Here is a 13513-nt window from a genome sequence, read left to right as displayed (position 1 = left end):
CTACTTCATGTATTTGTTTTTGATTAATCACACTAGCCATTCACTAGCTTTTTTTGCTTTTCTAATAATTTTTATTTGCTGATTTTTGTATATAACTTCGGCAGGTAAAGTATGGCATAAGAAAAATGGCATACTTTCAGTAAAGCCATATGCACCAACTTGTTTGAATACGAGAGTGTCGTTTGGTTTAGTGGTTTGAGGTAAATCAATACTTCCTAAATAGTCTATGCTAGTGCACAGGGGTCCATGTAACTCCATTGTATTTTTAGATGAATCATTTCTATTTAAATTAAATACAGGGAAAGATTGCTTACTAACAAAAGGACGAATTAAATGATGGCTACCACCCTCAAGTACAAGTAGGGTTTTATCATGAACATCTTTTTTATCAATTATCTGAGTTATATAAACTCCACATTCACCAACAGCATAACGGCCTAGCTCAAGCCAAAAATCTATTTGGGGATATTCGGTTTTTAATTTATCTAAAGCGGCTTTTATATCTTCGATATTAAGTTTTTCGTCTTCATTATAGTAAGGTATTCCAAGTCCACCACCAAGATCTATAACTTGTAAATCAATCTTGATTTCAGATGCTAAGTCAATCAGTGACTGTGTGATAGTTTGCCATAAATTACATAACTTACTCGAACTAGTAATATTTCCCCATTGGAAACAATGCAAACCAATAATGTTAATGTGTTGGTTATTGTTTGGATTGGTACTAAAGTACTCTTTCCACGCTTGAGGAGGTAGACCAAAAGGTGTAATACTATCGCCACCAAGAACATTCTTTTCGCAAGAGTTATCCCACTTTAATTGAACTCTAAGTAATGCCTTAACTTCTATATTGTAAAGTTTAGAGGCTTTGGATAAATCTGCATATTGCTGGGTACTTTCTAAGACAAAAATACTCACGCCTTTCTCCAAGAAATAGCAAATTTGATTGTAAGATTTGGCAGGACCTGTATGTAAGATATTCTCAGGGTTTACATTTTGTTTGAGTACTTGGTCAAGCTCACCGATACTAGCAACATCAAAATTAATATCTTGTTCAGAAACGGTTTCTATGATGCTAGATAAGGGGTTTGCTTTAACGGCATACCATAGTTTAATAGGTAAGGCTTTAATGTTTTTTAGATTACTTTCTAATTCTTCAAGATCATAAAAGAAAAAAGGAGACTTTATATCTTTTGTGAGTTTATTTAAATTATCTTTATGTTGTTCGATACAAAACATCAGCGTAATGCCTCCTCTAGCGAAAGAGATTTTTCACTTTTATCATCACGATATTTGATAATTATAGGACAATACATTTGTAGATCATGCTCTTGCCCCCATTTTGTATTTACTGGTCGAGATCCTGGAATTACAACTGCTCCCTCTGGAATCTTTTCACCTTTTTTTAATACTCTTTCATTTACACTATCATAGACAGAAACTCCTTTTGATAAAGAAACAGATGGAGCTATAACAGCTCGTTTACCGACTACGATACCCTCAACAATAACAGCACCAGCACCAACAAAAACATTATCTTCAATTACCACAGGGCTCATACCTATAGGCTCTAAAACACCGCCTATTTGTACGCCAGCAGATAAATGAACATTTTTACCTATTTGTGCACAAGAACCAACTAAAACATGACTGTCAACCATTGTCCCTTTATCGACATATGCACCTGTATTTATGTAAGATGGAGGCATAATAATAACTGAAGGAGCTACATATGCACCAGCGCGAACAGATGAACCTCCAGGTACCATACGAACTGCATCTGTGGTGTTAAATTTACGTGGAGAGAGGTTGTGCTTATCCACAAAGCCTTCGTAAATTCCATTAAAATTTTTATTTTCACCAGCTTTAAAAGCATCTAATATTGCTTGCTTAACTTCAGTGTTAGCTTCCCAGTTACCATTAGCTAATTGGTTAGCTGCTCTTATTTCACCTTTTTGTAATTGTTCTAAGTTTTTTTCCCAGTTCATTATTTCTTCCTTGTGTGTTTTATATTGCTTCATAGTAGGTATTTATTAATGTATCGGCATCGTTAACATTTTTTATGCTGTTGAGTTCATTAGCTATAAGAGGGGCTCTTAATGTATTTGATTTGATTATCTCTTTGTAGGCAAGCCATACTTTGACAGGTATAGGGTTAGCCACCTCAAAGCAAGCAGCTGTAGCTTGCTTCCATACTTTAGCAACATCATTATTTATAGTTTTATTGATGCTCATCTGGACATATTTTTTTGTTTGCTGTGGCCAAATATTAGCAATGACAGATATTAAGCCAATAGCGCCATAATTCACTAACTCAGGCAGAATAGCATCTTCACCACTATATATTTTTAGGTTAGGAGCAATTTTGATGTAGTTTGCAAAACGCTCAAAATCACCGGATGCTTCTTTCATTGCCCATAAGTTTTTATGGTTTTTTATGTTTTCTAATGTTTCATAACTTAGGTTTACCCCAGTTCTTGATGGCACATTATATAAAATACAAGGTTTTTGAGCTGTATCTAATAATGACTGAAACCAAGAGGTTTGACCTAAAGTTCCTGGTTTAGCATAAAGAGGAGTGACTAGTAAAAAACTATCTATTTTTTGATTATTGCAGAAATTTATCCATTTGATTTGTTGATCAAGTTGGTATCCACCTACACCTACCATTATTGGACTATCTAATCCTAGTGAGCATGTAAATTCGACTACTTGGCATTGTTCTTCATAGCTTAATGCAAGTGCTTCACCAGTACTTCCTAAAATTAAGATGCCACATTTTGAATTTGCTTGAAATCTTAATAATTTCTCAAAACTAGAGTAGTCTATTTTTCCATTTTCATCCATTGGAGTGATTATAGCGGTATAAAGATTGTTGTTAATATCCATTTATAGCTCCTCTAACAAGTGTTTCAAACTGATGAAATCCTTTGGTGTTTGGGTGTTGAATAATATATTTGGCAGTCCAAATAGCTCCTTGAGCAAAAAGTTTGCGATCATGAGCAATATGTTTAAATTGTAAACTTTCATATTCATAATCAATACTAAGATCATGTATACCTTTTACATCACCAGCGCGTATAGAAGAAATCGGGCATTCATCGACATTAGTCCATTGTTGCCAAGATACTGCCGTACCACTCGGAGCATCAAGTTTTTGTGTATGATGAGTTTCTTCTATACTATATTGAGCATTAGGGATTAAATTTTTGATTTTTCCTAAAGACTCGAGAGTCTCTTTTATAAAAACCATAGATAAACTAAAGTTGTTTGCTACAACCCATGTCTTTTTGCTAATATTGATTTTTTCAACAAATTCTTTTGAATACTCAAAACCAGTTGTCCCACAGACTATAGGAGTCGTAGTATTTAGAAGTATTGGCACTATATTTATGAGTGTATCTCTATTAACGAATATGATTGCAATATCAGCTTTATCTAACTTTTCTGAAGTAACAATATTCTTTGAATCAAATATTTCAGAAATATTATCAGTACCTAGTATGTCGACTACAGCCTGACCTGTTTTGCCTTTTCCAACTATTGCAATTTTCATATAGCACTCCTTTTTAAATTAAAAAACTGGTTATATATTTTTCTTATAATTTTTGGAGAATTATCTTTATCAACTAGCAGACATATATTATGACCACTAGCTCCATGACTAAATAAGCGAATATTGTATTCAGTTAATTCAGAGAAAACGCGAGCACTGATATTCTTTGTTTGGTGAATATCATTACCAATAATTGCAATTAAAGACAAATCTCTATCAACCTTAACCTCAACATTACCTATCTCATGAAGTTCATTTAGTAAACTTGGTGTTAATAATGTATTGCCAATAGATTGACTACCTATGTGATCTAGAGTTAGTGCTACACTAATTTCACTTGTAGTAACTAAGTCAACACTAACCTTATGTTGAGCTAATATGTTAAAAACCTTAGCAAGAAACCCTTGAGCATGTACCATGTCATAACTTTTTATAGTGAGTAATACTTGGTTTTTACGCTCAGCTATTGCACGAATAACAGGCGGGTTTTGTTGGTTTTCTTTTGAAATCCATGTCCCAGCTATAGTAGGGTTAAATGTTGATCCTATAAAAATATCGATATTGTTATGTATTGCAGGCCATAGCGTGCTTGGATGAATGATTTTTGCACCAAAAGTTGCTAATTCAGCTGCTTCATTAAAAGTTATTTTCTCGATTGATGTCGATTCCTCTATGACTTTGGGGTCAACCTGGTATATACCTGGAACATCTGTCCAAATATGTAAAGCAGATGCCTGTATAGCTTCAGCAATTAATGCAGCTGAATAATCACTACCTCCTCGTCCAAGAGTTGTGGTTTGTCCAAAACTATCTGAACCTATAAAACCTTCAAGAATAACAATATTTTCTTCAAGTAGAGGTAGTAAATGTTGCTGAGCATGTGTTCTAATTTCTGTTGTAAGAGCTTTTGCTTGACCGAAGTGACTATCAGTTTTAATGATATTTTTTGCACTTAGATGTAAAGCGGGTAGGCCAGAGTTTTTTAATGCTTGAGTCATAAGTGTTGCAGATATAAACTCACCAAATGATAATATCTCATCAGATAATTGAGGTGTTTTAAGTCGTAAAGACATTTCAGCTAGTAAGTTTAAGTCTTCAAGAATATTATCAATTTTTATAGAAGTTTCTAAGTCATTAATATTTTGTAGTATAGGTTTAGTTATATTTTTAATTTCCTCAATAACCTGAGTGATTGAGTTTTTATTATTACATTGTGTTGCAAGCTGTACTAAAAGATTTGTAACACCTGATTGAGCACTTACAACGACAATTTTTGTTCGTGGTGAGTTTTTTATAATTTCAATACAATGTTTGATTGAATTTGTATTAGCTACACTAGTACCGCCAAATTTTGCAATAATGAGTTGTTTATTCAAGAAAATTCCCTCCAGATATTTGCTAGTGTAGGGAAAATAGATTCTGCAAAGGATAATGCTAAAACCGAAGCTCCCCACGTATAATTAACGTGACAGTTCTACTACCTTTCAGTATTAGACCCAAGAATATAGCTAATAACTTCTATATTCTTTCGGCATAAAATCTAGCAAATCAACCATCTTTAAGTGTTATTACTTTCAGGTCGAGGCTATAGATTACGCTCCTCTTCTTAAGAATAAGTTGATCTTAGAAAAACTTATTATGAATATGATTTTAGCATCTGAGTTTAAAAAATGTCAAATATAATATGGCAGATATTTTAGAAAATTTAGGAAAAATTTTTAGAATGCTGTGTTTAAACAGATATTAAGTACTCGTCTAAGAGGTTCGGCAGCCCCCCAGAGAAGTTGATCGCCAACTGTGAAAAGTTGTATATGTTTTTTAGAGATGCTAGTAGTTTTTAAGCGACCGACTGCAATATCCAATGAACCTGAAACAGACAGGGGAGTCAAATGTTTGGCAGTATCTTCGGGCGTGTTAGGTACAAATTTCACATATTCATTAGCTGATGAAATAATAGTTTCTAGTTCATCTAATGGATACTCTTCTTTTAGATGTATCGTGAGGGCTTGGCTATGTGCTCGAAGTACAGGGACTCTTACACAAATACCATCTATTGGAATTATTTCTTTTGAATTTAGTATCTTGTTGAGTTCAGCTTGAGCCTTATATTCCTCTCTGCTTTGACCATTTTCTAATAATGTATCTATGAATGGAATTAGATTAAAAGCCATTGGAGCCATAAACTGAGTACAAGGGAAATCATCATTTTCTGTTTGAGTACGGACATTTTTTTCTAGCTCTAGGGCATCTTTAGTATTTAAGTTTTCACTCATAACTTTACTTTGTTCTAGAAGTTCGCTCATAGCACGAGCACCAGATCCAGAAACTGCTTGGTAGCTCATTACAGATATAGACTCAATAAGTTGAGCCTTTAGCAAGCCATGTATAGCTAACATCATTAAGCTAACTGTACAGTTACCGCCGATAAAGTTCTTAACACCATTATTTATCGCTTGCTGGATGTTTGATAGATTAATAGGATCTAAAGCTATTATGCAATTATCATCCATACGATAATTAGATGCGGCATCTATCCAAAAACCTTGCCAGTTGTTAGCACGAAGCTCAGGCAATATCTTTTGGCTATATTCACTACCTTGACAAGTAACAACAATATCCATTTCAGCCAGTTTTTTTACATCATAAGCATCTTCAAGTAGGTGTTTATTACCATTTATCTCAGCTTCTTGGCCCTGTTGTGAAGTTGTGAAAAACAAAGGTGTGATTTTTTCGAAATCATTAGATTGTGCCATTCTGTTCATCAGTACAGAGCCAACCATCCCACGCCAACCGATAAAACCAACGGTTTTTTTATTCTTAGTCATAAATTTATAGCTTTAGGTTTTAGATGTTTATATCTTGGCAGATAAAATAAATATTGGAAAGAATTTTATGCTTTAAATTTTTTTTCAAGTAGTTTGATCTAACCCGTTAACTTGGGTCGTAACCGAAAGTTGGACTCTACAGTATCTAAATGATGATATGATATTTACTAAACTAGAATTTTTAAAAGACAAATGATATGAGTGAGATTGAAACTGATAAGGTAAATAATAAATATTGGCTAGATCGTTGGGAAAATAATGATGTAGAAAATTTTTGTCAAGAGTCAGCGAATGAGTTTTTAGTTAAGCATTTTTCGAAATTAAAAGTGGATAATAATTCGTTATGTTTTATCCCAATGTGTGGAAGTAGTATAGATATTTTATTTTTCTTATCTAAAAATATTAAAGTTGTAGGTGTTGAGATTTCGGAAAAGGCTGTTAAATCTTTTTTTACGACAAACTATATAGAGTATGAAATTTTAGATCAAGAGGGTTGTAAGTGCTATAAAGGTGGGAATGTGAGCATATATGTATCAGATGTTTTTGAATCACCTAAGATTGCTCAAAAGTTGCCAAATATTACTATATGGTATGATAGAGGTGCATATATTGCTTTGCCGAAGTTGTTAAGGTCTAAGTATGCGGAAATGATGAAGAGTGTAATCACAAAGCAAACACAAGTGCTTCTCCTAGTAATGGAGCATGATAAAAAAGTCCAAGCCCCCCCATTTAGTGTTTCTCAAAATGAGTTAGAGAATAATTTTTCTCCAGATCTTAAGTTTAAGCTGATAGATGATCAGCCAAGGGAAGGTATTCCTGAATATAGACAAGCTGAAAGGATGACTTTTCAGAATTATAAAACATATATTAGTTAACTGAAGTTTTATTTCCCTACATTAGACTCGGGAGTTTCATTATCTAAATTGTTTTTATTGCAAGGGCAGTCACATTCGGTACCACAGCCTTTATTTCCTTTTTTATGGTATTTACTAGCACATAATACTAATATACTAGCAAGTAATACAAACCAGATATTACCATAATCAGATCCAGGTATAATATTTAGTATAAATGTAATAACTTTAAGGCCTATGGAGATTGCGAGGATAGTTAAAAAAATTCCTAAATAACATTTGCAAGCTTTCATTGGACAACCTTTACTTTCTTTAAATGGGCAGCTCATGATTTTCTCCTAGAAGATTAATTTACAGATTAATGATATCAGATTAGTTAACTGAATTTATATACTAAACATAAGTTTGAGCAAAAAATAAAGTGTCATCTAGCTGAATAGTTATTAGCTTCATCAAAATAGTGAAATTACTGAATTATAGAAATATAAGAATTACTTTGAAAATTTATTATTGATTGTTGTGATATAGTTCGAGAGTGCCTCTAGCGTACAACTATCATCTTCATCCATTATTGGTAGTTTGATATATTGATCGTTATATCTGATTTTTACAGAATAGTTTCCGTCATCTTGGTATAATTCAAATTCAATATGGCTAGCATAACTAGGAGATTCATCTAGTGGTACACCCAAGGTCCCCATAATGCCAAGCAGAGTAAGATCATGCCCAGAGTAGTATGTCATTTTATATTTAGAGTCACCTGTAGAAGCACTTATTAGATCAATTAGTATTTTATTTGTTAGCTCGCCGTTTAATGTATATGCAACTTTTTGAGATTTGAATTGCTGAGCAAGTCCCCAATCTGTTATTTCGATAATTTGATCAGCATCTTTTTGAGGTAAGCCTTTTGGTAGTGGTTTACCATGAGCCTTAGCAACTATCAAAACATCACCAACAGTAATGATGTCATTTAACCCAGTTATTTTGTTTCCAAGTATTTGCTGCCATTTTTTAAAGTTAGGTTTAACTTCCTTGGTCTTTTTCAACCAAGCAGGAGATTGATAAATATGTTTTTTAAGTATCTTAAGATAGTTCTCATATGGATAGCTTACAAGCTTTGAATCTTCAGAAAGGGTCATGATTGGTATAGGCTGAAATCTCCCTTGAATAGCTGGGTTGCCATATTTTAATGATGGTCCAGTGCCAGGAGGGTAAAGTCCTACAAGCAAGCTTTGAGCACTTACAACTGTTCTATTTGTGTGGCTTGATAGTGTGAAAATACTTTGATTTTCATAGTTATTGCTTAGGAGTTTAAATTGGTTTATATATCTCTCTCTAAGTCTTTTTCCTAGGTTGTATTCTTGATTCATACCTATAGGTGTAAGCTCAGAAAGAGATGTTCCCCATTTGTAGTCAGCATTGACTATATTTGCAAATGGAGCTCTATCACCATGCCGAGTTATGAGTGAAACAAAAACTAGCTTACCCTCAGAGTATGCAACAGGGATAAGCGATAATAAAAGAGTTATAATAAGGAGTGTTTTTTTCATTACAATATATATTTATACTTAAAGAATTAAGCGCTGAAAGGATAATTTTATTATAAAAACAGCCTTAAAACTAGTCTAAAAAAAGAAATAAAAAAAAAGATCGCATTGGCTCTTTACAGATGTAACTTCACTCCATACAATACTTTTAATTTATCCATCAACTTTACATAAGTAAAATGATAAGAAAAATTATCTCTAAAGTTTCATTCAAAGTATATTTTCACTCTAAAAAGGTTATTTTATGATATTAGCAAATGATATGACTAATGCATTATTAGTATTTCCAGACGGTACATACTACTTAGGTAGATCGGTTGGTGTTCGTGGTTGGACAGATGGTGAGATTTGTTTCAATACAGGTATGACAGGCTACCAAGAAACACTTACAGATCCATCATATGCAGGACAAATTATTACATTTACATTTCCACATATTGGTAATGTAGGGATTAATAATGAAGATAACGAGTCTCTAGGTGTATTCGCTAAAGGTTTGGTCGTGCGAGAAGATGTCACAAGTCCTTCAAACTTTAGAGCAAATAAGAGTATAGATACATGGCTTAAAAATAGACATATAGTCGGCATAAGTGGTGTAGATACTCGTGCTATTACGCGTAAAATAAGAAAAGAAGGTGCTGTAAGGGTTGCAATTCTTTCTGTGAAACCTGGTGAGTTTCTTGATGCAAACTACGCTAGAATCAGAATCAAAAATAAATCAACTCTTGGTGGTAGAGATTTAGCAATTTCAGTTACTACAAATAGAGAGTATGAATGGAATGAGCATACTTATCAGCTAGGCCAGCAAGTATATAAAAAACAAGAAGATTATAGATATACAGTTGTCGTTATAGATTATGGTGTGAAGTATAATATCTTGAGAAACTTAGTAGATGCTGGATTTAGAGTGATAGTAGTGCCTGCAGATAGTACTTATGAAGATATTCTAAAGCATAATCCTGATGGTGTATTTTTATCAAATGGCCCTGGTGATCCATTTGCTACATCAAGTTATGCAGCAGGGGTGATTAAGCAGTTATTGAAAGATAAAATGCCGATATTTGGTATATGTCTTGGTAATCAGCTTTTAGCATTAGCAGGCGGGTTAAACACTGAGAAAATGCATAAAGGTCATCGTGGTGCAAACCAACCAGTTCAGGATAACCAGACTAAAAAAGTATATATAACAAGTCAAAACCATGGTTTTGTGGTTTGTGATGAAAAAGTACCTGATAATATGGAAATAAGTGTAAGCTCACTTTTTGATGGAACTGTAGAGGGTATAAGGTTTAAAGATAGACCAGCGTTTGCCGTACAATACCATCCAGAGGCTTCGCCAGGACCACATGATTGTAAATATTTATTTAATGAATTTGCTGAAATGATTGCTGAAGCTAAAAAAGGGAGCAAATAGAAAATGCCAAAAAGAACCGATATAAAAAGTATTTTAGTTTTAGGTGCTGGTCCAATTGTAATTGGTCAAGCATGTGAGTTCGACTACTCTGGTACTCAGGCATGTAAAGTGCTTAAAGAAGATGGCTATGAAGTTTATTTAGTAAACTCAAACCCAGCAACTATCATGACAGATCCTACTACTGCTGATAAGATTTTTATTGAGCCAATTACCAGTGAAAGTGTAGGTAAAATTATAGAAAGAGAAAGACCTGATGCAATCTTACCAACAGTAGGTGGACAAACAGCTCTAAACTGCGCGTTAGCATTAGATGCTGATGGCATATTAGCAAAGTATGGTGTAGAAATGCTTGGAGCAAAAGCAGATTCTATTGATAAAGCTGAAAATCGTGAAAGATTTAATAAAGCGATGGCAAAGATAGGCTTAGCCGTACCTAGAAATGTAGTAGTGCAAACTATGGAGCAAGCTATGATTGCTCTTGAAGATATCGGACTACCTGCAATTGTTCGCCCATCATTTACCCTTGGAGGTAGTGGTGGCGGTATTGCTTACACAAAAGAAGAATTTGTGGCAATTGTAAAAAATGGCCTAAGACTTTCACCAACTAATGAAGTACTTATTGATGAGTCTATCCTAGGTTGGAAAGAGTATGAAATGGAAGTTGTTCGTGACAAAGCCGATAATTCTATTATCGTTTGTGCGATAGAAAATATTGATCCAATGGGTATTCACACAGGAGATAGTATAACAGTTGCTCCTGCTTTGACTCTTACAGATAAAGAATATCAAATCATGCGTGATGCATCTATTGCTGTATTACGTGAGATAGGTGTAGAGACAGGTGGTTCAAATGTACAGTTTGCTGTAAACCCTGATACAGGTAAGTTAGTTGTGATTGAGATGAACCCTAGAGTTTCAAGGTCATCTGCTTTAGCATCAAAAGCTACAGGTTATCCTATCGCAAAAGTTGCTGCAAGATTAGCAGTTGGTTATACACTTGATGAAATTGATAATGACATAACACAGGTTACACCAGCATCGTTTGAGCCGACTATTGACTATATCGTTACTAAAATTCCAAGGTTTACTTTTGAGAAGTTCCCAACAACGGACGATAGACTTTCTTCACAAATGAAGTCAGTTGGTGAGGTGATGTCTATAGGTAGATCATTCTCTGAGAGTTTGCAAAAAGCATTAGTTTCATTAGAGGTTGGGCTTACTGGTTTAGATCCTGTAGAGATAGCAGGAGTTGATCGTGAAGGGTCTTTAGCTGATAATCAAGCTGCGATACTAAAATCACTACAGGAGCTTTCTCCAATGAGGATTTTGCGTGTAGCAGAAGCAATAAGGTTTGGGATTTCAGAGGAAGAAATATTTGATACTTGCCGAATAGATCCATGGTTTATTGAGCAGATTGCAAATATTGTCCATGCTGAGCAAAAACTCAAAGAAACAGGTTTGCCAAATGATAAAGAGGATTTCTCAATCTATAAAAATATTGGTTTTTCTGATGCAAGAATTGCAAAGTTAGTTGGCAGAACAGAAAAATATGTACGTAACTATCGTTATGGTAAAGAGATTTATCCAACATATAAGAAGGTTGATACTTGTGCAGCTGAGTTTGATTCTTCATCTTCATATATGTACTCAACTTATGAGCATTTTTCTCATGAAGAGATCATAAGAGATTGTGAATCTGATATTACTGATAACAAAAAAGTAATAATACTTGGCGGTGGCCCAAATCGTATTGGTCAGGGTATAGAGTTTGATTATGCTTGTGTGCATGCTTCAAAATCTTTAGCTGAAGAGAGTATCGAAACTATTATGATTAACTGTAATCCTGAGACAGTTTCAACGGATTATGATACTTCTGATAAGCTTTATTTTGAACCATTAATGGCGGAAAATGTATTAAATATCATTAAAAATGAGATGAGAAAAGGTGAAGTTCTAGGTGTAATAGTTCAATTTGGTGGACAAACTCCATTGAAGCTAGTTTCAGCACTTTTTGAAAATAATATTCCAATTCTTGGTACTAATCCAGATATGATTGATTTAGCTGAGGATAGAGAGAGGTTTAAAGAGCTACTTGATAAAATTGGTTTAAAACAACCAAAAAATGACATCGCCTACAGTATCAATGAGCTTACAAAAAGTATAGAGAAAGTAGGTTATCCAATCGTTGTGCGTCCATCTAATGTTTTAGGTGGTAGAGCCATGGAAATTATTCACTCTAAAGAAGAGCTAGATAATTACATAAAGGTAAATGGTAAATGTATCTTAGAAGGACCTATCTTAATTGATAAATTCTTGACAGATGCTGTCGAGCTTGATGTTGATGCTCTTGCTGATGGGGACGAGGTTTTTGTTGCAGGTATAATGGAGCATATAGAAGAAGCGGGCATTCACTCAGGTGATTCCGCTTGCTCTATTCCTACGCGTTCACTGACAGAAGCACAAATCATAGAAGTTATGGAAAGCACTATTAAGCTAGCAAAAGAGCTAAATGTAGTTGGATTAATGAATGTTCAGTTTGCTTACCAAAACGGTGAGCTTTTTGTAATCGAGGTAAATCCAAGAGCTTCAAGAACTGTACCATTTGTGGCTAAATCAACTGGTAATAGTATTGCAAACATTGCTACTAAATTGATGATAGGGCATAAGTTGAGAGACTTTACGCTAAATAACCCAATCCCAAGCCATTTCTCAGTAAAAGAAGCGGTATTTCCATTCGGTAGGTTTGCTGAGGTTGACTGCTATTTAGGTCCTGAAATGAAGTCTACTGGTGAGGCTATGGGTATAGATAAATCGTTTGGTGTAGCTTTTTATAAAGCTCAAGAGATGGCATTTAATACACTACCATTAAGTGGAAGTATTCTCATCTCAGTGAGTAATCAAGATAAACCAAAAGTGTTAGAGCCAATTCGTAGTTTAGTTGCAAAAGGCTTTAATATATATGCAACGAGTGGTACGGAAACATTTTTGAAAGAGAATGGTATTGATTGTGTGCATTTTGATAAAGCTTCGGATAATATCCAAAACTCATCAGCGACAAGTACGGTAGAAGCTATAGAAGCTGGAAAGATTGATATACTTGTAAATACTTCGATGCGTGAAGAGTTAAATATAAGCTTAGCACTAAGAAGATCCGCTATTATGAATCGTGTGCCATACCTTACAACTTCAGGAGCATTTGAAGCATTTGCAATAGCTGTTGATGAGATGGGTAAGATTGATAACAACTATAGTGTAAAAACTGTAAATGAATGGATTAATGGTTAATCCAGTCACTAAAACAAATAAAGCGTAAAACT

11 protein-coding genes and 1 riboswitch are annotated in these 13513 nt (G+C 34.2%); of the genes, 3 read left to right on the top strand and 8 right to left on the bottom strand.

Annotation, left to right across the window (positions count from 1 at the left end):
* Nucleotides 1-27: 27 nt before the first annotated feature.
* From FLM55_RS04600 to asd, 6 genes are all read right to left on the bottom strand, one after another.
* Nucleotides 28-1239: a PLP-dependent decarboxylase gene (locus tag FLM55_RS04600; RefSeq protein ID WP_178948257.1), complete on the bottom strand. Its 1212-nt coding sequence runs from the start codon at nt 1237-1239 to the stop codon at nt 28-30.
* Complete coding sequence (locus FLM55_RS04595) at nt 1239-1988, bottom strand: 2,3,4,5-tetrahydropyridine-2,6-dicarboxylate N-succinyltransferase (protein WP_178948256.1); 750 nt, start codon at nt 1986-1988, stop codon at nt 1239-1241. Before FLM55_RS04595 ends, FLM55_RS04600 begins: the two co-directional genes overlap by 1 nt.
* A gap of 19 nt (nt 1989-2007) precedes the next feature.
* Entirely contained in the window at nt 2008-2889 is an 882-nt protein-coding gene (gene dapA, locus FLM55_RS04590) for a 4-hydroxy-tetrahydrodipicolinate synthase (protein ID WP_178948255.1), read from the bottom strand.
* The gene (locus tag FLM55_RS04585) at nt 2879-3556 is read right to left on the bottom strand and encodes a dihydrodipicolinate reductase C-terminal domain-containing protein (RefSeq protein ID WP_178948254.1); all 678 of its coding nucleotides are present in this window, start codon (nt 3554-3556) and stop codon (nt 2879-2881) included. Before FLM55_RS04585 ends, dapA begins: the two co-directional genes overlap by 11 nt.
* On the bottom strand, nt 3553-4932 hold the full coding sequence (gene lysC, locus FLM55_RS04580) for a lysine-sensitive aspartokinase 3 (RefSeq protein WP_178948253.1): 1380 nt from the start codon (nt 4930-4932) through the stop codon (nt 3553-3555). Before lysC ends, FLM55_RS04585 begins: the two co-directional genes overlap by 4 nt.
* A 59-nt stretch (nt 4933-4991) precedes the next feature.
* Nucleotides 4992-5169: riboswitch (Lysine riboswitch) on the bottom strand.
* Between the two features lie 105 nt (nt 5170-5274).
* Nucleotides 5275-6381, bottom strand: coding sequence for an aspartate-semialdehyde dehydrogenase (gene asd / locus FLM55_RS04575; RefSeq protein WP_178948252.1), 1107 nt, complete (start codon nt 6379-6381; stop codon nt 5275-5277).
* A gap of 197 nt (nt 6382-6578) precedes the next feature.
* Here asd and FLM55_RS04570 point away from each other — a divergent pair, with 197 nt between their 5' ends.
* Nucleotides 6579-7256 (top strand): thiopurine S-methyltransferase, encoded by a 678-nt coding sequence (locus FLM55_RS04570; protein ID WP_178948251.1) that lies wholly within the window; start codon nt 6579-6581, stop codon nt 7254-7256.
* A gap of 8 nt (nt 7257-7264) precedes the next feature.
* On the opposite strand, the gene FLM55_RS04565 is transcribed toward FLM55_RS04570, so the two are convergent.
* The gene (locus tag FLM55_RS04565) at nt 7265-7564 is read right to left on the bottom strand and encodes a hypothetical protein (RefSeq protein ID WP_178948250.1); all 300 of its coding nucleotides are present in this window, start codon (nt 7562-7564) and stop codon (nt 7265-7267) included.
* A gap of 162 nt (nt 7565-7726) precedes the next feature.
* Nucleotides 7727-8785 carry a histidine phosphatase family protein gene (locus tag FLM55_RS04560; RefSeq protein WP_178948249.1) on the bottom strand — a complete coding sequence of 353 codons (1059 nt, stop codon included), beginning with the start codon at nt 8783-8785 and terminating at the stop codon, nt 7727-7729.
* A 241-nt stretch (nt 8786-9026) separates the two neighbouring features.
* On the opposite strand from FLM55_RS04560, the gene carA reads away from it, so the two are divergent.
* A complete protein-coding gene (gene carA / locus FLM55_RS04555) occupies nt 9027-10196 on the top strand; it encodes a glutamine-hydrolyzing carbamoyl-phosphate synthase small subunit (protein ID WP_178948248.1) in 1170 nt (389 codons plus the stop codon).
* Nucleotides 10197-10199: 3 nt separating this feature from the next.
* A complete protein-coding gene (gene carB / locus FLM55_RS04550) occupies nt 10200-13481 on the top strand; it encodes a carbamoyl-phosphate synthase large subunit (RefSeq protein ID WP_178948247.1) in 3282 nt (1093 codons plus the stop codon).
* Nucleotides 13482-13513 lie beyond the last annotated feature (32 nt).

This window comes from Francisella sp. Scap27, assembly GCF_013394105.1.
Lineage (GTDB): Bacteria > Pseudomonadota > Gammaproteobacteria > Francisellales > Francisellaceae > Francisella > Francisella adeliensis.
This window is presented reverse-complemented; position numbering and strand designations above follow the sequence as displayed.